This is a genomic window from Achromobacter deleyi, assembly GCF_902859705.1.
Classification (GTDB): domain Bacteria; phylum Pseudomonadota; class Gammaproteobacteria; order Burkholderiales; family Burkholderiaceae_B; genus Achromobacter; species Achromobacter deleyi.
This window is the reverse complement of record NZ_CADIJO010000014.1, coordinates 26,814-48,120: the sequence shown is the minus strand read 5'-3', so window position 1 is coordinate 48,120 and position 21,307 is coordinate 26,814. Positions and strand designations below refer to the sequence as shown.

The following is a 21,307-nucleotide window of genomic DNA, read 5'->3' as shown; positions in this document are numbered from 1 at the left end:
TCTTGACGATTCTTGGCATTTGAGTTGCAGATTGAAACGTATACTTGCCGCGCTTTGCCGCCCTGCGTCCGAGACGGCGCGGGATGCCAACGCGGCCAGTGCGCGCCGCCTTTCCCGACTGCGAACCCATGCGACTCGTTTCATCGAATGACGCTTTGATTTCGCCGCAGCCGCGCGCCGAGGCAGGCCGTCCGCAGGCTGCGGACCCGCCGCCGGCCGATGCCCAGGCGCGGCACGCGGATGACGCCCAGGCTGCGGAACTGCAGCGCTTGCGCGAGGTGGTGGCGCGCTACGAAGCCCTGTTCCAGAACGCACCCGTGCTGATCAATGCCTTTGACGGGCGCGGCCAGTGCGTGCTGTGGAATGAGGCCTGCGTGCGCCGCTTCGGCTGGACCCGCGACGAAATCAACAGCTACCCCGAACCGCTGGCGCTGTTCTATCCCGATCCCGAAACCCGCGCCCGCGTGGTGCAGAGCGTGGGCCCCACGCCCGACCAATCGTTCCGTGAATGGCAGCCCCTGGCGCGCACCGGCGAACGGCTGTCCGTGCTGTGGTCCAACGTGCGCTTGCCGGATGGCAGCGTGGTGAATATCGGCATGGACATGACCGAGAACCGCCGCAACGAGGCCGCGCTGGCGCGCCTGGCCAAGGTGGACGACCTGACCGGCTGCTGGACTCGCGCGGAGATCCTGCTGCGCCTGCAGGCCATGCTGGAAGCCGCGCGGCAAGGCGCGCGCCACACCGCGTTGATGCTGGACCTGGACTATTTCAAGCAAGTCAACGACCGCTACGGCCACCTGGGCGGCGACGCCGCGCTGCGCCATTTTTGCAGCCAGCTGCAAGGCTGCCTGCGCGAAGGCGACGCGGTGGGGCGGTTGGGCGGCGAGGAATTCCTGGTGCTGCTGGCCGATGCCGACGCGGACGTCGCGCTGGCGGTGTGCGACCGCTTGCGCGCGGGGCTGCGCCAGCATCCGGCCAGTGTCGACGGCCATGCGGTGGTGCTGTCGGCCAGCGGCGGCATCACGCGTTTTTTGGCCACGGATGCCAGCATGTCGGACGTGCTGCGGCGCGCCGACCAGGCGATGTACCGGGCCAAGCGGGCCGGGCGCGATTGCGCGGTAGTGTTGCCGGATTAGACGTCGGCGGCCAGGGCGCAAGAGGGGGTTGCGCGCGGGCCGATAGGGGAATCAGGCCGTGGCCCGGCTGCCCGCCGCGCGGCGGCCATTCAGGCGCCAATGCAGCGCCAGCGCGGCCAGGGCCACGGCGCCGGCGGCCGCCAGGCCCAGGGTGTCAAAGCCCGCATGCGTATACAGCGTGCCGGCCACTGCGGTGCCGACGCTGGCGCCCAGGTAGGTCGTGCAGGTGTTCAGGCCCAGCACCGCGCCGCGTTCGTCGGGGCGGGCGCGCGACAGCAGCAGTACCAGCAGGTTCAGGCTCAGTTGCGACGCGGCGCCCCACAGCACCGCAATGGCCAGCACGGCGGCCAGCGCGTGCGCAGCGGGCAGAAGGCCCAGGTACACCAGCGCAATCGCGGCCAGCGCCAGCGGCAATGCGCGGCGCGGCCCCAGCCGTTCGATCAGCGGCGCGCCAACCAGGCCCGCGAACAGAAAGCCCGCGCCGTAGGCAAAGGCGATGAAGCCCACCTGGCCCGCCGACAGGCCCAGCAGGGTGCGCACGTGGTCCGCCAGGAAGGCGTAGACGCCGTAGAACGCGGACGAGAACGCGAGGCAACCCAGCAGCAGCACCGGCACGTCGCGGTACGACAGCGGCGCCAGCAAACGCATCAGGCGCAGCGGCGCAGGGTGGGCGCTGCGGCGTTCGGGCAGTCTGTACAGGCCCGCGAGCGCCACGGCGGCGCACAGCGCCAGCACCGCGTAGGTGGCGCGCCAGCCCACGGCATCCGAAATCAAGGCCGACAGCGGCACGCCCGCCACCAGCGACACCGACCAGCCCGAGATGACGCGGCCCAGCGCGCGGGTCTCCTGGCCGGGCGCGGCGACCAGCGAGGCCGAACCATACGCGGCCGGCAGGATCACGCCCGCCGCGGCGCCGGCCAGGGCCTGCGCCGCGGTCAGCACGATCCAGTGGGGCGCGCAGGCCGACAGCAGCAGGGCGGCGATCAGCGCGATCATGGCGCCCAGCAGCGCGCGGCGGATGCCCCAGCGGTCGATGCGGGCGGCCAGCAGGAAGGCGCTGGCCGCCGTGGCCGCGCCGTAGGCCGAAATGGCGGTGCTGACCGTCAGCGGCGTGCTGCCGAACGAGCGCGCCACGTCGGACAGAATCGGGCTCAACGCCAGGCCGTTCGAACCCACCACGCTGACGGCGAACATCAGGGCGGGAATGGCGGCGGGCAGGGGAGCCTTGCGAGGGGTGTTGCGGGGAGCGTTGCGATTCAGCATCCGCGGAATTTTATTGGAATAAAATAAGGGTTAACACCGATAATCCCTTATCTCATCAAAGTTCGAATGCCGTTAGGCAGAACCCGATTCCAATGCCCGATCTCGACGACCGCGACCGAAAACTATTAACGCTGCTGGCCGATGACGCCTCGCCGAGCTATGCCGATCTGGGCAAGCAACTGAACCTGTCGGCGCCCGCCGTGCACGAGCGCGTCAAGCGCTTGAAGCGCGACGGCCTGATCAAGGGCATCGCCGCCAAGCTGGATGGCGCGCGCATCGGCCGCCCGCTGCTGGCGTTTGTGCACGTCGATACCAACAACTGGAGCATCACCCAGCAGGTGCTGGGGCTGGCCGAGCTGACCGAGGTGGAAGAGATCCACACCATCACGGGCAAGAGCGCGATGCTGCTGAAGGTGCGGGTGCGCGACACCCAGGCGCTTGAGGCGCTGTTGGCGCGCATTCACCAGATCGACGGCATCACCAACACCACCAGCGACATCGCGCTGACCAGCTATCTGGAACGAGGGCCGCTGCCGGACGACGCGGACTGAGCCCGCCGCAGCCGCAGGCGCGTGATTTCCGACGGTGCGCCCAGGCGCTTGGGCGGGCCCCAGTAGCCGGTGCCGCGGCTGGTGTAGACCCACATCCTGCCCTGGCGGTGCAGGCCGGCCGTGAACGGCTGCTGGAACCGCACGAAAAAGCCCCACGGAAAGAACTGGCCGCCATGTGTGTGGCCGGACAGCTGCAGCGTGTAGCCCAGCGGCTCGGCCGCGGCCGCGCTGCGCGGCTGGTGCGCCAGCAGGATCTTGGGCAGGGCATCGGCCGGGGCGCCGGCCAGCGCGGCCTTGGGGTTGCTGCGCTGCTGCGGGTCGAAGGCGCCGGCGCTGTAGTCGGTCACGCCCGCCACCACCACCGGCAGGCCGGCGGGGTGGATCACGGCGTGTTCGTTCATCAGCACCCGCAGGCCCATGCGGCGAAATTCCGCCACCCAGGGCGTGGCGCCTGAATAATATTCATGGTTGCCGGTCACCAGGTACACGCCGAAGGGGGCGCGCAGCTGCGCCAGCGGGCTGGCCTGCGCGGCCAGTTGCTCGACGCTGCCGTCCACCACGTCGCCCGTGATGGCGATGACGTCGGGCGTTTCGGCGTTCACCGCGTCGACGATGGCCTGCACGTAGCGTTTCTTGATGGTCGGGCCGACGTGGATGTCGCTGATCTGCACGATGGTGAAGCCGTCCAGGTCGGCCGGCAGGCCTTCGATGGGTACGTCCACCGTCACGACCTGGGCGCGCCGGCGGGCGTTGTAGAAGCCGACCAGCGTGGCGGCCAGCGCCAGCGCGGCTACTGCCAGTGCGCTTATCCGCCGCAGGTCGATCCAGGGCAGGGCAACGCCCGTGGCCAGGTCGATCAGCCAGGCGGCCAGCAGCAGCACGTCGCGCAGCACCGTCAGCACGAACAGTGACGAAAACAGCCCCATGGCAATCAGCCCGACCCAGGCGATGCGGTCGCCCCAAGGCGGATGCACCGACGAGCGCCCCAGCATGCCCAGCGGGATCAGGATGCACGACAGGATCAGCAGCAGGATGGCGGTGGCGGCGCCCGCACCGGCGAATCCGGCATCGGGGATGAGGCGGGCGCCGACATACACGTGGGCAAGGGCGCCCAGGGTCAGAAAGCGCAGGAAGAATGACGATTGGCGTAGGGACACGGGCGGTGGGGCGCGGGCCGGCCAGGCAGCCGGCCCGCGAATAGCAGAGGAACTGCCATTCTATGCTGGCACCAGCAGGTCGGGCCCGACCTCGCTCAGCCGGTTCACGCCCAGTATGGCCATGTTGCGGTCGACCTCGGCGCGCAAGAGGCCGATGGCATGGGACACGCCCGCCTGGCCGCCGACCGCGGCGGCATAGTTGAAGGGGCGACCCACGAACACGAAACGCGCGCCCAGCGCCAGCGCCTTGAGCACGTCGCCGCCGCGGCGCACGCCGCTGTCCATCATCACGGGCATGTCGCCCGCCGCATCCACTACGCCAGGCAACGCGCGCAGCGGCGAGATGGCGCCGTCCAGCTGGCGTCCGCCATGGTTCGACACGATGATGCCGTCGGCGCCGTGCTGCCGCGCCAGGCGGGCATCGGCGGGGTGCAGGATGCCTTTGATGATCAGCGTGCCCTGCCATTGGCGCCGGATGCGCGCCACGTGTTCCCAGTTCAGGTGGTCGCGCGCGCTGAAGTCGCGTAGCACCGAGGCCGACACGATGGGCGCGCCGCGCGTGGCGAACGAATTCTCGAAATGCGGCATGCCGTGGTTGAGCAGCGTGCGCAGGAAGGTGCCGGCCAGCCAGCGCGGGTGCGTCAGGCCGTCCCAGGCCAGGCGCAGGCTGGGCTTGAGCGGCGTCGAAAAGCCGGTGCGCACGTTGTTCTCGCGGTTGGCGGACACCGGAATGTCCACGGTCAGTACCAGCGTTTCGTAGCCGGCCTGGGCCGCGCGCGCCACCAGCGCGTCGATGCGCGCGGGGTCGCCGGGCAGATAGGCCTGGAACCAGGTGCCGGGCGCTTCGCGGATCACGTCTTCCAGCGCGATCAGCGCGGTGCCGCTCAGAATGGCGGGAATGCCCTGTTCGCGCGCGGCGCGGGCCTGCACGATGTCGCCGCGATAGGCCGACAGCGCGCTGATGCCCATGGGGGCGATGCCGAACGGCGATTCGTAGCGGCGGCCGAACAGTTCGGTGTGCTGGCTGCGGCCCGAGACGTCCACCAGTACGCGCGGCTGGAAGGCATAGCGGCCGAAGTCGTGCCGGTTGGCGTGCAAAGACTGATTGTCTTCGGCCGCGCCGGCCACGTAGCCGAAGATGGGGCGCGGCAGGCGGCGGCGCGCGGCGGCCTCGAAGTCGTCCAGCGACAGCATGCGCGACAGGGCGCGGGAAAGGCGAGCGGGCGTATCGGACGAGGCGGGCAGGGTGGCCATGGCAAAGGGGCGGCTGAAACCCCCCAATCTACCGACCCGCCTATATCGTATAAAGCGAATAAATATGGAATACCTATTTCGCTTTTATTGAAGTACTTGGCTTAACCCCGTACTTTCAACGCTGCACCGGCAGCGCCAGCAGTTCACCCATGCGCACCGGGCCGCGCACCGACGGCGTGTCGGCCCAGCGCACCTTGCCCGGGCCGAACAGCACGATGGCGGTCGAGCCCAGCTTGAAGCGGCCCATCTCGGCGCCTTTTTCCAGGTGGATCGGCGCGCGTGCGGCATCGTCGTAGCGCACGGCCTTGACGCGGCGCTTGTACGGCGTGACCAGGCCCGCCCACACGGTTTCGATGGACGCCACGATCATGGCGCCGACCAGCACCACGGCCATCGGGCCGTGTTCGGTGTCGAAGATGCAGACCACGCGTTCGTTGCGCGCGAACAGGCGCGGCACGTTGCGCGCGGTGAGCGGGTTGACCGAGAACAGCCGGCCCGGCACGTGGATCATTTCGCGCAGCGTGCCGGCCACCGGCATGTGCACGCGGTGGTAGTCCTTGGGCGACAGGTAGATGGTGGCGAACTCGCCGCCCTGGAACGGCGCGGCGCGATCCGTATCGCCGCCCAGCAGGTCGGCCAGGCCGTAGCTGTGGCCCTTGGCCTGGAAGATGCGGCCATGCTCGATGGCGCCCATCTGGCTGATGGCGCCGTCCGCGGGGCACAGCACGCCGCCGGGTTCGTCGTCCAGCGGCCGTGCGTCGGGCTTGAGCGCGCGGGTGAAGAAGTCGTTGAAGCAATCGTAGGCCAGCGCGTCTTCCTGTTCGGCCTCGCGCATGTCCACGCCGTACTTGCGGACAAAGCGCGAGATCATCCAGTTCTTGACCGCGGGTTCCCGGCAATCGGAGGCGACGCCGAAGAAGCGCGACACCAGGTGATGCGGCGCAAGATACTGGCTGGCAAGGAAGATTTTGTCTTTGATCGGCATCTACGAGCGCTAAAAAACGCGTCCCGCGGACAGCGGGACGTGGGTGGAGGTTGTCGCGCGCAATCTGCGGCAGCTATCACCGCGCGCGCGTGCAATCGGCGGGATTGTAACGCGTTAAACCGCGAATGGATCGCCCATCGGGCAGGGGCTGCGCGGCCCCTCGAACCGCCCGATCGGCATGGCGTATCAGGCCGCGGCCTTCGCCGCCAGCTTGGTCTTGTAGAGCCATTCCTTGTAGTCGTCCAGGTCGCCGTCGAACGGGCTCACGCGGCCATCGGCCACGATGATGAACTGGTCGGTGGTGGCGCGCAGCAGGTGGCGATCGTGCGACACCAGTACCAGCGTGCCTTCGAACTGCGCCAGCGCGGTGGTCAGCGCTTCGCGGGTTTCCAGGTCCAGGTGGTTGGTGGGCTCGTCCAGCAGCAGCAGGTTGGGGCGCTGCCAGACGATCAGCGCCAGCGCCAGGCGGGCTTTTTCGCCGCCGGAGAACGGCGCGATCGAGCTGGTGGCCATGTTGCCGTTGAAGTTGAAGCTGCCCAGGAAATTGCGCAGTTCCTGTTCGCGCACGGTGGGCGCGATCTTGGTCATGTGCCACAGCGGCGATTCATCATGGCGCAGCATCTCGACCTGGTGCTGGGCGAAGTAGCCGATCGACAGGCCCTTGTTGAATTGCGTGTCGCCCGCCAGCGATTGGAGGTCGCCCGCGATGGTCTTGATGAAGGTCGACTTGCCCGCGCCGTTGATCCCGAGCAGGCCGATGCGCTGGCCCGCCTGCAGCGAAAAATTGATGCCCGACACGATGATCTTGTCGGACACCGCGCCGCTGTCTTCGTCGGTGTTGCGGTAGCCGGCGCTGACCTTGTCCATGGTCAACAGCGGATTGGGTGCGCGCAGCGGTTCGCGGAACTCGAACGAGAATTCCGCGGCCGCGCGCAGCGGCGCCACTTCTTCCATGCGGGCCAGCGCCTTGATGCGGCTCTGCGCCTGGCGCGCCTTGCTGGCCTGGGCCTTGAAGCGGTCGATGAACGATTGCAGGTGCGAGCGCTGGCGCATCTGCTTTTCCATCATGCCCTGGGCCAGTTCCAGTTGCGCGGCGCGCTGGCGTTCGAACGACGAGTAGTTGCCCGAGTAGCGCTTGAGCTTGCGCTCGTCGATGTGCACGATGACGTTGACCACGCCGTCCAGGAAATCGCGATCGTGCGAAATCACGATCAGCGTGCCCGGGTAGCGCTTGAGCCAGTCTTCCAGCCAGATGATGGCGTCCAGGTCCAAGTGGTTGGTGGGTTCGTCCAGCAGCAGCAGGTCGGACGGGCACATCAGCGCTTGCGCCAGGTTCAGGCGCATGCGCCAGCCGCCCGAAAAACTGGTCAGCGGCAGGTGCATCTGCGCCTGCGTGAAGCCCAGGCCCGTCAACAGCTGTTCGGCGCGCGAGTGCACCGTGTAGGCATCGGCGTCGGCCAGGGCCGCGTAGATGTCGGCCATGCGCAGGCCGTTCTCGGTGCTTTCGGGTTCGGCTTCCAGCGCGGCCAGTTCGGCTTCCAGCTTGCGCAGCGTGACATCGCCGTCGATGGCGTATTCGATGGCCGGGCGGTCCAGCGCGGGCGTTTCCTGCGCCACGTAGGCCATGCGCCAGCTGGCGGGGTAGTCCAGGTCGCCCTGGTCGGCGTGCAGCGTGCCGCGCAACAGGCCGAACAGGCTGGACTTGCCGGCGCCGTTGGCGCCGATCAGGCCGATCTTGTCGCCGGGGTTCAGCAGCAGGTCGACCTTGTCGAGCAAGGGCTTGACGCCGCGCATGAGTGAAACTTGTTGGAAGCGGATCATGAATCGTGGGGCTGGGGGTGGCGCGACAGGCGCGCGACAAGGCTCCCGCCACAGCTCGCGGCGCAAAAAAAGGAACCTGGAGAAATCGTGCGGGCGGCGCAGGCCGGACGGGCTGGCGGCGTACGGAGGACCCCGTACTTGCCATCGAGCGGCGGATGCCACGCGTGCCACGCGCGAAAGGCGGACGAGGCAGCGCCTGTCCGATCGTGGGCGGTATTGTAGCTGGCTGTGCGAACGCGCGCTTTACGCGTCGGCGGCGGCGATGGCGGCGGCCAGGGCCAGCAGGCGTTCGGCCTCGGCGGCGTGCAGGTTTTCGACCAGCGCGCCGTCCACCACGGCCACGCCCTGGCCGGCGGCTTGCGCCGCGCGCCAGGCGTCCAGGCGCTTGCGGGCGCTGGCCAGTTCGGCCTCGGTGGGCGCAAAGGCGGTGTTGGCCGCGGCGATCTGCTTCGGGTGGATCAGCGTCTTGCCGTCAAAGCCCTGGTCGCGGCCCTGGCGGCAGGCGGCGGCAAGGCCCGCGTCGTCGTCCAGGTCCAGGTGCACGCCATCGAGCACCGCCAGGCCGTGGGCGCGCGCCGCCAGCACCGCCATCGAACGGGCCAGCAGGGTCTCGTGGCGGTCGGGCGTATGGCGGGCGTGCAGGTCTTTGACGAGATCGGACGTGCCCACCACGATGGCCGCCAGGCGTGGGTGGCCGCTGGCAATGGCGTCCTGCCGCAGAAAGCCCAGCGGGGTTTCGGCCATGGCCCACAGTGGTAGCGTGGCGGGCGCGCCGGCGGCGTCCAGGGCCTGCGCCAACGCTTCCAGTTGCTCCACCGATTGCACCTTGGGCAGCAGCACCGCATCGGCGCCGGCCTGGGCGATGGCGCGCACGTCGTCCCGGCCCCAGGGCGTGTCCAGCGCATTGACGCGCACGACGCATTCGCGCCGGCCGTAGCCGCCTGCGCGCAAGGCGGCGGCCACCTGTTCGCGCGCCATGGCCTTGGCATCGGGCGCCACCGCGTCTTCCAGGTCCAGGATCAGCGTGTCGGCGGGCAGGCTGCGCGCCTTGTCCAGGGCGCGCGCATTGGCGCCGGGCATGTAGAGGACGGAACGGCGGGGGCGGGCAGGCAGGGACATGGCGCGAAAAATGAAAGAAGGTTCAGGGCTTGCTGTTGCCGACGATCTGCACTGGCATGGTGCACACATAGCCCACGCCGTAGACGGTGCGGATGCCCATGTCGCCGCCGGCCTGCGCGCGCAGCTTGCGGCGCAGGCGATGCATGTGGGCGTCCAGCCGATGGGTGTCGTAGGCCTCGGCGCTGGCGCCCAGCGCTTCGACCAGGCGGCCGCGCGACAGCGGCAGCGGCGCGGCCTGGATCAGCGCGCCGATCAGGCGGCTTTCGGTATCGGTGATGTCGACCTGGATGCGCTTGGGCGATACCAGCACGCGGCGGGCGGGATCGAAGCGCCAGGTCTCGGCGGCGGGGGCTTGCGGATCGGTGGCGGGCACCACGCGCAGGCGCCGCGACAGCGACACCAGCGTGGCGCCCAGCTCGGCCAGGTTGACGGGCTTGGTCAGGTAGTGGTCGGCACCCAGGCTCAAGCCAGAAACCTTGTCTTCGCTGAGCAGGCGGCCGGTGAGCATGATGATGCCCATCGACGGATAGGTGGTACGTAGATGCGACACGCGCGCCAGGCCATCGCCGTCGGGCAGCATGGCGTCCAGCACCAGGATGCCGGGGGTGACGCTGAGCAGCAGTTGGTCCAGTTCGGAAAGCGTGCCGGCGGTCAGGATGGCTTCGCCCAGGCCGAGATCGTGGATGTACTCGGCGATGGTGTCGCGCCAGTCCCCGTGATCGTCAACGATGATGATGGTCACGGCGCCGGGCGGGTCAGTACGTGAGGCGCTCCGAGGGCAAACACGCTTTGCGCTCCTTTCATGCTACGGCTTCTTATTGGTGTGGGTGGGTCCGCATGGCGAGGGCGCCGGGCCGGACGAGGCGCCATCTGGCTGATCCCCTGCGGGCGCTTCGCGGGAGAATATCATTATCGCCGTTGCGGCGGCGCAGCGAAGCGCGGCGGGGGGATCGCGGCCTGACGCATGCAGGCCGACTCGACGTGGGTGGTCAAAAAATGACCAGCCCCTGCGGCAGCGTCGCAACGGCCACCAGCCGGGCCTGCGCGTTGTTTTTATCCACAGAAACTGTGGATAAAAAACCGCGACAAAAAGTTGTGCACCGTCGGGGTCGGCATGACCGGCATGCGCGTTCGCGCCCGCGCGAATCAGGCCGCCGGCAAGGCGGGGTCCGACAGGTATTCCACCGGCACGCCTTGCGGCACCTTGCGCACGCGGTCGCGCTCGATGCGCGGCGGTGCAAAGCGCGTCTTGCGCGCCGCCGCATTCTGCAGCAGCACCGACAGTACGGCGCCTTTGTCCTGAATCCATTGGGTCTTGCCGCGCAACAGCTTCATGGCGTTTTCTGCGGTTCCCAATTTGTAGGACATGGAATTGATCTGCACCGAGGTCTTGCCATTGAAGGCGGATTCATCCTGCTCGGTCAGCGCTGCGGCGTCCAGGTTGCTGCTTTCATGGTCGATGCGGTAGATGAACTTGAGCTGGCTGAACGGGTCCAGCACGACGACGAGCTTGTCCGAGCCCGAGACGTCGGACAGCATGCCGATGACCATCGATTCGACCAGCTGGTTGCCCCGTTGTTCTTCGGTGTAGATGAAGATGCTGCGGCGGTTGTGCCCGAGCGGCGCGGGCGGGGCGAGGGGAGAACGATCCATACCTGACTTGAAAAGGGCGGGACGGGCGGTGGAAAAGCTTGCCCCGCTGCACTGCGTTAACGGCGCCAAGCCGTGTGAACTTGAGCGCCGGCCAAAACAAAGAACAAATCGCCGCGGCTACGGCGCGCGGCGCAGGCGAGCCATGAGGCGCGCTTTGGCGGCGGGCCAGTCCTCGTCGAGGATGGCGAAGTAGACCATGTCGCGGGCGCGTCCGGACTGCGCGATCAGGTGCTTGCGAAACACCCCTTCCTCGACGCCGCCGATCCGCAGGATGGCCTGCCGGGACTGCGTGTTGGTCGCTTCCGTTTTGAACACGACCCGCATGATACCAATTGTTTCAAAGGCGTGCTGCAATAACAGCCACTTGGCTTCGGTATTGGCTCCCGAGCGTTGGCTGGCCGGGGTGAGCCAGGTGGCGCCGATCTCCAGGCGCTTGTGCGCCAGCGCAATATCCATATAGCGGGTGGTGCCGATGACCTGGCCGTCGGCGCGCCGCACGATCACAAACGGCAGACAGGCGCCCGCCGCCTGGCTGGCCAGCGCGCGTTCGACGTAGCGGCGCATGTCGGCGGCCGATTCGACGGGTTCGGGTTGCAGGCGCCACAGTTCGGGATCCAGGCCGACGGCAGCCAGCGCATCGGCATGGTCCAGGGTCAAGGGTTCCAGTCGCACGATCTCGCCAATCAGCGTGACGGGCTGCAAAGGGGGCAGGGCAGACATGAAGGGGGGGCTCCGCGTAGGCGCCGCCAGCAGGCGCGGGCCGCAGCGGCCAGACCCGGGGCGCCGATGGATTCTACGCCTTGCATGGCGCTTGCCGAAGCCCGCGCCCGGGCGCAGAATTTCGCGCATGAAAACAGACGTGATTGTCCTGGGCGCCGGCATCATCGGCGTCAGCGCGGCGCTGCATCTGCAGGCCCGCGGCCGTTCGGTGACGCTGCTGGATCGGCGCGGCCCGGGCGAAGAAACCAGCTATGGCAACGCGGGCCTGATCGAACGCGCCAGCGTCATTCCCTATGCCTTTCCGCGCGACTGGCGCAGCTTGCTGCGCTATGCCGGCAACCAGACGCCCGACGTCAGCTACCACCCGCGTTTCCTGCCGCGCATCGCGCCGTGGCTGCTGCGTTATTGGTGGCATTCGGCGCCGTCGCGGCTGGCGCGCGCGGCGGCCGCGATGCTGCCGCTGATCGAACGCAGCGTGGCCGAGCACGACGCGCTCAAGGATGCGGCGGGCATCGGCGGCCTGTTCCGCCGCAATGGCTGGATCGACGGCATGCGCACCCAGCAAAGCCTGGACCGCGCCGCCGCCGAAGCCGCCGCGCTGGCGCCGTATGGCCTGGACTACCAGGTGCTTGACCGCGCGGGCCTGGCCGCGCTGGAACCGTCGCTGTCGCCGCGCATGGTCGGCGCCATTCACTGGCGCGATCCCGTCAACGTGTCGGACCCGGGTGCGGTGGCGCGCGGCTACGCCGCGTTGTTCAAGCAGCGCGGCGGCGTGCTGGCGCGGGGGGACGCGCGCAGTCTCGAAGCCGTGTCCGGGGGCGGCTGGCGCGTGCGCGGCGTGACGGGGCAGGTCGAGGCCCGCGACGTGGTGGTGGCATTGGGGCCGTGGTCGCCCGACGTGCTGCGGCCGCTGGGTTACCGCATCCCCATGGCAGTCAAGCGCGGCTACCACCAGCATTTCGCGTTGGAAGACGGCGCGGCCCTGTCGCATCCGGTGGCCGACATCGACAGCGGTTTCGTGGTGTCGCCCATGACGCTGGGCCTGCGCCTGACCACGGGCGCTGAATTCGCGGCGCGCGACGCGCCGCCTTCGCCCATCCAGATCGCGCGCACACGGGCGCTGGCGGCGCAGTTGCTGCCGTTGGGCGAGGCGGTGGAGAAAACGCCCTGGATGGGCTGTCGGCCCTGCATGCCGGACATGCGGCCGGTGATCGGGCCGGCGCCGCGCCATCCCGGGCTATGGCTGGCGTTCGGCCATGCGCATCACGGCTTCACGCTGGGGCCGGTGACCGGCAAGCTGCTGGCCAGCCTGGTCACCGGGCAGGAACCGGACATGGACCCTGCGCCTTATGCCTTGAACCGTTAGAGGCAGGACGGCGGGCGGGGTAGCGGTGCACTACGCCGCCCGCCGTCGTTCCGGCAGCGGCGTAGTCCCGCCGCGCGCGCGTATCAGGCGCCGAGCTTCTCGCGGCGCTGGCGCACGGCCAGGGCCAGCATGTCCAGCACGGGCAGCGTCTGGCTCCAGCCCAGGCAGGCGTCCGTGATGGACACGCCGTGGCGCAGCGGCTGGCCGGGTTTGAGGTCCTGGCGGCCTTCTTCGAGGTGGCTTTCGATCATCACGCCGGTGATGCGGGTGTCGCCCTGGGCGAGTTGGGCGGCGATGTCGCGGGCCACGTCGACCTGGCGCAGGTGCGACTTGTTGGAGTTGGCGTGCGAGCAGTCGATCATGACCTGTTCGCGCTGGCCGGCGGCACGCAGCACGGCGCAACAGGCGTCGACGCTGGCGGCATCGTAGTTGGGGCCTTGCTTGCCGCCGCGCAGGATGACGTGGGTGTCTTCGTTGCCGCGGGTTTCGAAGATGGCGGCCATGCCCATCTTGGTCATGCCCATGAAGGCGTGCTTGGCGCTGGCGGCCACGATGGCGTCGGCCGCGATCTGCACGCCGCCGTCGGTGCCGTTCTTGAAGCCCAGCGGGCAGCTCAGGCCGGAACTCAGCTGGCGGTGGCTGGGGCTTTCGGTGGTGCGTGCGCCGATGGCGCCCCAGGCGATCAGGTCGGCGATGTACTGCGGGCTGAGCAGGTCCAGGAATTCGGTGGCGATCGGCAGGCCCAGTTCGCTGATGTCCAGCAGCAGCTCACGGGCGCGGCGCAGGCCTTCGTTGATGCGGAAGCTGCCATCCAGGCGTGGGTCGTTGATGTAGCCCTTCCAGCCGACGGTGGTGCGCGGCTTCTCGAAGTACACGCGCATGACGATCAGCAGGTCGTCCTGATACTGGTCGGCGGCGGCGCGCAGTTGGCGGGCGTATTCCATGGCCTGGCCATGGTCGTGGATGGAGCAGGGGCCCACCACCAGCACCAGGCGGTCGTCTCGGGCGTGCAGTACGTCGGCGATGCGGGCGCGGCTTTGCTCGACCAGCGTCTGGATGGCGGCCGAGACCGGCAGCTCGTCCTGCAGCAGGGCGGGCGAAATCAGGGGGCGCACCGCGCTGATGCGGGTGTCGTCCGTACGGGTGTTGTCCTGGGTGGAGTCGGCCGTGCCGACCTCGCGGTCGTGCAGGGGGTCGTCGATGCGGGGGGTCAAGGGAAGCTCCGTGCCATAGATGCGGGGAAAGACCATCATTATCGCACCGGCTGGCATCGGGCCGTGCAAGCGGCTTCGTCCGTCCGGGTGACGGACCCCCTTGCCGCCCCAGGCTAATTAATAGTGACTAACCCGTCCTATCTGGCGGCGCAGTCGCGGAAGATGCCTTAGCATTGTCGGAACGCCTTCCAGCAAGCGGCTGGAAACGCCCGCCAAACCGCTCCACCCTCTAGGACCCGCGCGATGCCCAAAACCGACGCCGGCGCGACCCGGCGGATACTCCTGGTGGAAGACCACCCCGTGGAACGGGCCTATCTGCAGAACATGCTGCTGGCGCTGGGTTACCGGCGGGTCGCCGGGGTGGGCAGCAGCACCGAAGCCGTCAGCGCGCTGGCGCGCCAGGCCTACGACGTGGTGCTCAGCGACATCGTCATGGGCGAGGGCGACGGCACCTTGCTGCCCAACGAACTGCGCCGGCTGGTCGACGGCGGCCGCCTCAAGGTCATGCCGCCCATCATCTGGATCAGCAGCCTGACCGACGAACTGCTGCAATCGCATGTGCGGCTGGCACTGCAAGCCGGTTGCCCGTCGTCGCAGGCGCTGTCCAAGCCGGTATCGCGCACCGCCATGCAGCATGCCATCAAGGCCGCGCTGCACAGCATCGACCACGACCCGGCTTCGCCGCGCCAGGCGGCGGTGCGGCGCGACGTGCTCGAAGCCGAGCTGGGGCAGGCGTTGGCCTCGGGCGTGGGCATGAGCGTCGTCTTGCAGCCGCAGGTCGACCTGACCACGGGCCGGGCGGTCGCGGCTGAAGCGCTGTCGCGCTGGCATCACCCCACGCTGGGCGCCATATCTCCGGCCGACTTCGTGCCGGCCGCGCATCGGCTGGGGCTGGACCAACTGCTGTTCAACCGGGTGACCGACCGCGTGATCGAGGTGCTGGCCGCCATGCATGCCGAGCACATCGCGGTGCCCATTGCCATCAACGCCTCGGCCTCCACCTTGTGCGCCCCTGACTTGCCGGCCCTGCTGGAGCAGCGCGTGGGCCAGGCCGGCCTGCCGGCGCGGCTGGTGAAAGTGGAACTGACCGAAGACGAGCCCGTCACCGACTGGCTGACGCTGTCGTCCGCCTTGAACCTGTTGCGGGTTCGCGGGTTTGAACTGGCCATGGACGATTTCGGCGCGGGCATTGCCTCGATGCGGCTGTTTTCCGCCATGCCGTTCACCGAACTGAAGATCGACCGCGACTTCATCGTGCACATGCACCGCGAGCCGGCCTCGCGCGCGGTGGTGGCCGCCGCCATCGAAATGGGCCGCGCGCTGGGCCGCCGGGTGGTGGCCGAAGGCGTCGAACAGGAACGCGACCTGCAACTGCTGCGCGAGCTGGGCTGCACGTTCGCGCAGGGTTACGGCATATCGATGCCGCTGGCGCCGGCCGATTTCATTGAATTCTGCCGCCAGCACTGAGGGCGGTGAATGTCGGAAAAAAAGCCACGGGTTCGGCGCCCGTGGCTTTTTTCAAGGCTGAGGCCGGGGCGCGGCCGTCAGAGTCCGGCGACGTCGATGTTGCCCGGGTAGTCGACCGAAAACTTCAGCGTCGTGTCGCGCGACTTGCCCGGTTCCAGTTCCCAGTTCCAGGCCAGCACGCCGTCGTCTTCGCGCTTGATGTCGCGGTCGGCCGGCGACAGCAGCTTGACCTCGATCTTCTCGTTGCGCGAGACCGGCAGGCGGTCCTTGAACGTGATCTGTTCCTTGGTGGCCTTGTTGTTCTTGACGGTGATCTTGTATTCGTAGGTCACGCGCTTGCCGTTGCCCGAAAAGCCCGTGCTTTCGGTAAAGCGGTTGACCAGTTGGCGCTTGATGGAAATGCCATCGTCGGCGCCCATCGCCAGTTCCACTTTTTCGCCGGGCATCACGGCCTTCATGGCGGATGCCGCCACGAAGGCATCATCCAGGAACGTATTGAGCGTGCCCGCCAGGAACGGGAATTCCGTGTTGTTGTTGGCCTCGGCCGTCAGGTAGGCGGTTTCGCGCAGCGCCGGGGTCGACTGGTATTGCAGCGTCGCGGGCAGCTTGGCGGTCGTGATGGCGACGCGCTGCACGCTGTTGTCGGACGGCAGCGTGGCGGGCGTGCGGATCTGGAACGATGCGCTGGTGGCGGCGGATTGCACCTCGGCGGTCGAGACCTTGGCCGCTTCCGGCTCGGGCGCTTCGAGGGAGTAGGCGGCTTCGTCCTGCACCGACTTGGGCGCGGGCCGGGCGCGCTCGCTGCGCATCAACGGCGCCGCGGCGGCCACGGGCGCGGGCATCGGCGGGGGCGGGGCGGCCACATCGATGATCCACGGGATCAGCTTGGGCGCGCCGCCGCCCAGCGACGGGCGGGCGGTGGACAGGGTCAGCTTGACGTTGTTCCAGTCTTCGCCGGTGTTCTGGCGAATGACGCCGAAATAGCCCAGGTCGACGCTGCGGTCGGCCGGGCGCAAGCGGGCGTCGTAGGCGGGCGTCCAGCGGGCGCCGGCCACGGCATACGACACGTTCAGGTCCAGCTTGCCGGCGCGGGCCAGGGTCACGCGCAGCGTCACGGTCTTGGTGCGGCGGTTGAGCTGGCCTTGCAGCTGGCCCAGTTCGCCTTGCGCGGCGGTCAGTTGGCGGTCCAGGTCTTCGCGCTGTTCGGCCACGCGGCGCAGGCCGGCCAGGGTGCGGTTGAGCGTGTCGGCGCTGAGCGCCTGGATGGCCTTCAAGTCTTCCAGCGTGGGGCGCGGGCCGTCCTTGGCGGGTTCGGTGGCGCCGCGTTGCATCATCGCGACCAGCTCGCGCTGGTTGTCCAGCACGGCGGCTTCGTCGTCCAGCGCGGCTTGCTGGCCCTGGATCTTGCGGACCTGTTCTTCCAGCTGCTTGACGCGTTCGTTGGCGGTGTCGACCTGGTAGGCGTCGCGCACCTTCACATCCAGCAGCGTGGCCTGGCCGGTGCTCTTGGCCGACACTTGCAGCGAGTTGTCCTGCAGGGTGGCGGGCAGCTTTTCCAGCACCAGTTCGTGCTCGCCCGCGGGCAGCTCGCTGCTGGCGCTGCGGGTGACGACCGCGCGGTCCTGGTAGACCGTGACCGCGCCGATGGAAGAGGCCAGGCCGGCGGCAGCGGCAAAGCCGGGAAGCGAGGCGAAGGCAAGGGCCAGGAGAGTACGTTGCACGAGAACACCTTTAGGCAGGTTGAGCGGGTCCGGCGGGTATTGCTGCCGGGCCGGCGCCGCGGTAGCGCGCAATGTACAGGGAGCCGCGCACATCGGGTTTACAGAAGGTGACAAAAGCGACAGGGCTATACCGCCCCGATTTCCGTCCCAGTTTCAGGCACCCGCAACCGGTTCGGGATGCGCCAGTTGGCGCAACATTTCGACGGCATTGCGCGCCGCGATGGAGCGGTCATGGCGCCGGTAGGCCATGTCCAGCAACGCGTGTGGCGCGTCGCCCTTGATGGGGCGATATTCGATGCCCTGCGCGCCCATGTGGCGCATGGCGGCGGGCACGATCGAGATGCCCACGCCGGCCGCCACCAGGCTGACGATGGACGCCATCTGCGGCGCTTCCTGGATGACGCGTGGCGCAAAGCCGGCGCGCAGGCAGGCGTTCTGGATGGCGTCGTACAGCCCGGCGCCGATGGGGCGCGGGTACAGCACGAAATCTTCGTCGGCCAGCGCCGCGATGGGCACGCTGCGTTTGCGGCTGAGCGGGTGGTCGGGGGGCAGGGCGATCAGCATGGGCTCGTCCAGCACGCGTTCGGATTCGAATTCCGCGTCCAGCACATAGGGCGGGCGCACGAAGGCCACGTCCACCGCGCTTTCGCGCAGGCCGCGCAGCAGGCTCTGGGTATTGCTTTCGGTCAGCGTGATGCGCACGTCCGGATAGCGGTCGCGGTAGGCGCGGATGGCTTGCGGCAGGTAGGGGTGGAACACGGCCGACGCGGTAAAGCCCACGGTGATCGCGCCGCGTTCGCCGCGGCCCAGGCGACGTGCGGTGTCGATGGCGCGATCGGCGCTGGCCAGGATGGCGCGCGCATCTTCCAGGAACTGGGCGCCGGCCTCGGTGAGTTCCACGCCGCGCGGCAGCCGCAGGAACAGCGGCGTGCCGATTTCCCGTTCGAGCTGCTGGATCTGCTGGCTGAGCGGGGGTTGGCCGATGCCCAGCCGGGCGGCAGCGCGGGTGAAGTGCAGCTCTTCGGCTACCACCGTGAAATAGCGCAGGTGTCTCAGTTCCATTGTTTTAAAATATAGCGAGTGCCGGTTTCATATATTGGACATATGCAGGGGAAAAGTCTACCTTGAATGCACGGGCGGTTGCCCGGCGTTTTTCGAGAATTCCGATGTCCACCCCTACAGCAGTACCCGCGGCCAGTGATGCCGGCCAGACGCAGGCCAGCGCCCAGGCGGATGCCCGCGCCGCGACGGCGTCCTCCGACTATCTGGCGCGCGGCACACCCGCATTGCGCCGCGCCCAGTGGGCCTTGTTCGCGGCCGGCTTTTCCACTTTTTCGCTGTTGTATTGCGTGCAGCCGCTGATGCCGCTGTTCACCCATTCGTTCGACGTGTCACCTGCGCAGAGCAGCCTGGTGCTGTCGCTGTGCACGGGTCTCCTGGCGGTGGCGATCTTCCTGGTGGGCCTGTTTTCGCAGGCGCTGCCGCGCAAGCGCATCATGGCGCTGTCGCTGTTTGCCTCGGCCGTGCTGGGCACGGTGGCGGCGGTGGCGCCCGACTGGCACAGCCTGCTGGCGCTGCGCGCGTTGCAGGGCGTGGCGATGGGCGGGGTGCCGGCGGTGGCCATGGCGTACCTGGCCGAAGAGGTCGAACCCGACACCCTGGGTTTTGTGATGGGCCTGTATATCAGCGGCAGCGCGTTCGGCGGCCTGTCGGGCCGGGTGATCACCGGCCTGGTGTCCGACCATTTCGGCTGGCGCGCGGCCATGGGCACGCTGGGCCTGCTGGGCATCGTGGCCGCCGTGCTGTTCGTGTGGCTGCTGCCGGCCTCGCGCCGCTTCACACCGCAGCGGGCGCGCGGCTGGGCCGGGGTGTTCGGCGACGTGCGCGCGGGCATCGGCGCGCACCTGAAGAACGGCCCGCTGTGCGGCCTGTTCGCCATGGGCGGGCTGCTGATGGGCGCATTCGTCACCGTCTACAACTACGTCGGCTTCCGCCTGCTGGCGCCGCCGTTTTCCCTCAGCCAGACCTTCATCGGCTTCATCTTCGTGGTGTATCTGGTGGGCATTTTCGCGTCCACGTTCTTCGGCCGCCTGGCCGACCGGCACGGGCGCGGCGCCATGCTGGCGGCCGGCACCGGCCTGGCGCTGGCGGGCTTGCTGCTGACCTTGTCGGACGCCTTGCCCGTGCTGATCGCCGGCATCGTGGTGTTCACCTTCGGCTTCTTTGCCGCGCACGCGGTGGCCAGCGGCTGGGTCGGCCAGATGTCGCGCGGCTACAAGGCGCTGGCGGCATCGCTGTACCTGCTGGTGTACTACGTGGGCTCGAGCGTGCTGGGGTCGCTGGGCGGCCAGTTCTGGACCGGCGGCGGCTGGCCCGGCGTGGCCGCCATGGCGGGCAGCCTGCTGGCCGGCGCGCTGTGCATCAGCGCCGCCCTGTACTGGCGGTCGACGCGGGCCGCCCCGGCGCCCGTGGTCGGGCGCGGGGCATAAGCCAGGCGCCGCGGTCAGGCCAGCGTGCGGCTGGGCACTTCGGCCGCCAGCGTCGCGTCCATGCCCTGGCTCAGCGCGGCCAGCAGCAGGTGCGGCTCCAGGTTCAACTGGGCCAGCAACACGCTGCATTTGGCCAGGCGGGTCAGGTCTTCGTGTTTCAGGCCCACGAGCCATTGACAGGCCTTGGCCGAAATCTGCAGGCCCGCCAGCGCCTGCAGGTTGCCGGTACGGGCCAACCGCTGCAGGAGCAGCAGATACATCAGATTGGTTTCGTGGATGTCGCGCAGAAGTTCGGCGGATCTCGGCATCGGGTGCCCCTTCCTTACTTCGTTGAATCCGCGGTCCGGCGGTTGCACGGACCAGGAACAAGCAAGGCGCGAGGCGTCCTCAGCATGGGCGTCTAGTCAAGCGGTGAAAAGCTTGCGGCCGGTATGGTTTGTCGATCATATTTAAGCGATCAAATGCCGTCAGTAATGGATTTCCCTGTGCCCGCGGCGGGCATATCGATATAAATTAAAAAAGACTTATTCTCATTTATAATGCCGGGCAAGTCGGACGGCGCTGGCATGCGCCCGCCGTGTTGTTTCCTACCGAACCGAGGCCCGTGATGACGTTATCTTTCCAGGCGCCCAATTCCTTGCAGCGTGAACACGCGGCCCTGCTGGCCGCCTACGGCCAGGCCCAGGCGCGCTGCAGCCGCCTGCTCAGCGCGCAGGCCCAGCGCATCCAGCACCTGGAAGCCGAGGCCATGCGCCTGCGCGCCGCCGTGATCCAGCGCGACACCGCGCTGGAATGGGCGCGCCAGGACCGCGCCGCGCTGGAAGGCGCGATTCCCGGCCTGCCCAGGCGCGTCGCGCTGGCGCGGCGGGTGACGCAATTGATGGAGCGGGTGCAGAGCCTGATGCGCGAGCGCCTGGCCTGGCAGGACCGTGCGGCCCAGGCGCGGCTGCGCCCGCTGGACACGGCCTTTGAACCGGCGGCGCGGCCCGCCGTGATTGCCGCGGCGACGCTGCGCGAAAAATCCGTGCTGTGCGTGGGCGAAGACGCGATGGCCCTGATGCTGACGCGCAAGGTCGTCGAAATGGCCGGCGGCCGCTACCTGGGCCATTGCGGCGGCGAGGGCGCCGATGGCGACACGCTGGAAGCCAGCCTGGTGGCGGCGGACCTGGTCATCTGCCAGACGGGCTGCGTCAGCCACGGTGCCTATTGGCGCGTGAAAGACCATTGCACCCGCACCGGCAAGCAGTGCGTGCTGGTCGACAAGCCCGAGGCCTTGACGGCGCTGGGGCTGGCGCGGGAAAGCGTCGAGTCGACCCGCTGACCGGCGGCCATCCGCGCAAGCGCCGACCCGCCGAATCGTCGGCCTGCTGATCCGCGCGATTGCCTCGCGC

General features: G+C 68.5%; 19 protein-coding genes. 6 read left to right on the top strand and 13 right to left on the bottom strand.

From position 1 onward, the window contains the following. Positions 1-128 precede the first annotated feature (128 nt). The gene (locus tag HV798_RS19680) at positions 129-1,136 is read left to right on the top strand and encodes a GGDEF domain-containing protein (RefSeq protein WP_175193491.1); all 1,008 of its coding nucleotides are present in this window, start codon (positions 129-131) and stop codon (positions 1,134-1,136) included. Between the two features lie 51 nt (positions 1,137-1,187). On the opposite strand, the gene HV798_RS19675 is transcribed toward HV798_RS19680, so the two are convergent. Further along, positions 1,188-2,399, bottom strand: a complete 1,212-nt coding sequence (locus HV798_RS19675) for an MFS transporter (protein WP_246288971.1) — start codon at positions 2,397-2,399, stop codon at positions 1,188-1,190. A 92-nt stretch (positions 2,400-2,491) separates the two neighbouring features. Between HV798_RS19675 and HV798_RS19670 the strand changes: the two genes are divergently transcribed. Then, entirely contained in the window at positions 2,492-2,950 is a 459-nt protein-coding gene (locus HV798_RS19670; protein ID WP_025140804.1) for an Lrp/AsnC family transcriptional regulator, read from the top strand. Here the strand turns inward: HV798_RS19670 and HV798_RS19665 are convergent. From HV798_RS19665 to HV798_RS19630, 8 genes are all read right to left on the bottom strand, one after another. Beyond that, positions 2,911-4,107: a metallophosphoesterase gene (locus HV798_RS19665; RefSeq protein ID WP_175193490.1), complete on the bottom strand. Its 1,197-nt coding sequence runs from the start codon at positions 4,105-4,107 to the stop codon at positions 2,911-2,913. The two genes, HV798_RS19670 and HV798_RS19665, sit on opposite strands and share 40 nt — an antisense overlap. Positions 4,108-4,167: 60 nt before the next feature. Continuing rightward, on the bottom strand, positions 4,168-5,361 hold the full coding sequence (locus HV798_RS19660) for an alpha-hydroxy acid oxidase (protein ID WP_175193489.1): 1,194 nt from the start codon (positions 5,359-5,361) through the stop codon (positions 4,168-4,170). Positions 5,362-5,476: 115 nt separating this feature from the next. Then, on the bottom strand, positions 5,477-6,346 hold the full coding sequence (gene asd, locus HV798_RS19655; protein ID WP_175216491.1) for an archaetidylserine decarboxylase: 870 nt from the start codon (positions 6,344-6,346) through the stop codon (positions 5,477-5,479). A 186-nt stretch (positions 6,347-6,532) separates the two neighbouring features. After that, entirely contained in the window at positions 6,533-8,167 is a 1,635-nt protein-coding gene (locus tag HV798_RS19650; protein ID WP_175193487.1) for an ATP-binding cassette domain-containing protein, read from the bottom strand. A 243-nt stretch (positions 8,168-8,410) separates the two neighbouring features. Continuing rightward, positions 8,411-9,286, bottom strand: a complete 876-nt coding sequence (locus tag HV798_RS19645) for an HpcH/HpaI aldolase/citrate lyase family protein (RefSeq protein ID WP_175193486.1) — start codon at positions 9,284-9,286, stop codon at positions 8,411-8,413. Between the two features lie 22 nt (positions 9,287-9,308). Continuing rightward, positions 9,309-10,028, bottom strand: a complete 720-nt coding sequence (locus HV798_RS19640) for a response regulator transcription factor (RefSeq protein WP_175193485.1) — start codon at positions 10,026-10,028, stop codon at positions 9,309-9,311. Positions 10,029-10,432: 404 nt separating this feature from the next. Next, a complete protein-coding gene (locus HV798_RS19635) occupies positions 10,433-10,939 on the bottom strand; it encodes a hypothetical protein (RefSeq protein WP_175193484.1) in 507 nt (168 codons plus the stop codon). Between the two features lie 117 nt (positions 10,940-11,056). Continuing rightward, entirely contained in the window at positions 11,057-11,659 is a 603-nt protein-coding gene (locus tag HV798_RS19630) for a GNAT family N-acetyltransferase (RefSeq protein ID WP_175193483.1), read from the bottom strand. Positions 11,660-11,786: 127 nt separating this feature from the next. Between HV798_RS19630 and HV798_RS19625 the strand changes: the two genes are divergently transcribed. After that, entirely contained in the window at positions 11,787-13,025 is a 1,239-nt protein-coding gene (locus HV798_RS19625; protein WP_025140795.1) for an NAD(P)/FAD-dependent oxidoreductase, read from the top strand. Between the two features lie 83 nt (positions 13,026-13,108). Here HV798_RS19625 and HV798_RS19620 read toward each other — a convergent pair whose 3' ends face one another. Beyond that, the gene (locus HV798_RS19620) at positions 13,109-14,275 is read right to left on the bottom strand and encodes a 3-deoxy-7-phosphoheptulonate synthase (RefSeq protein WP_246288990.1); all 1,167 of its coding nucleotides are present in this window, start codon (positions 14,273-14,275) and stop codon (positions 13,109-13,111) included. A gap of 207 nt (positions 14,276-14,482) precedes the next feature. On the opposite strand from HV798_RS19620, the gene HV798_RS19615 reads away from it, so the two are divergent. Next, the gene (locus HV798_RS19615; protein ID WP_175193482.1) at positions 14,483-15,706 is read left to right on the top strand and encodes an EAL domain-containing response regulator; all 1,224 of its coding nucleotides are present in this window, start codon (positions 14,483-14,485) and stop codon (positions 15,704-15,706) included. A gap of 77 nt (positions 15,707-15,783) precedes the next feature. Here HV798_RS19615 and HV798_RS19610 read toward each other — a convergent pair whose 3' ends face one another. Continuing rightward, positions 15,784-17,427 (bottom strand): mucoidy inhibitor MuiA family protein, encoded by a 1,644-nt coding sequence (locus HV798_RS19610; RefSeq protein ID WP_246288969.1) that lies wholly within the window; start codon positions 17,425-17,427, stop codon positions 15,784-15,786. A gap of 153 nt (positions 17,428-17,580) precedes the next feature. Continuing rightward, positions 17,581-18,489: a LysR family transcriptional regulator gene (locus HV798_RS19605; RefSeq protein WP_175193480.1), complete on the bottom strand. Its 909-nt coding sequence runs from the start codon at positions 18,487-18,489 to the stop codon at positions 17,581-17,583. A 104-nt stretch (positions 18,490-18,593) separates the two neighbouring features. Between HV798_RS19605 and HV798_RS19600 the strand changes: the two genes are divergently transcribed. Further along, on the top strand, positions 18,594-19,916 hold the full coding sequence (locus HV798_RS19600) for an MFS transporter (protein WP_246288967.1): 1,323 nt from the start codon (positions 18,594-18,596) through the stop codon (positions 19,914-19,916). Positions 19,917-19,930: 14 nt separating this feature from the next. Here HV798_RS19600 and HV798_RS19595 read toward each other — a convergent pair whose 3' ends face one another. Next, positions 19,931-20,224, bottom strand: coding sequence for a flagellar transcriptional regulator FlhD (locus tag HV798_RS19595; protein WP_025140789.1), 294 nt, complete (start codon positions 20,222-20,224; stop codon positions 19,931-19,933). Between the two features lie 299 nt (positions 20,225-20,523). On the opposite strand from HV798_RS19595, the gene HV798_RS19590 reads away from it, so the two are divergent. Further along, positions 20,524-21,237 (top strand): DUF2325 domain-containing protein, encoded by a 714-nt coding sequence (locus HV798_RS19590; protein WP_175193479.1) that lies wholly within the window; start codon positions 20,524-20,526, stop codon positions 21,235-21,237. The last annotated feature ends 70 nt before the right edge of the window (positions 21,238-21,307 follow it).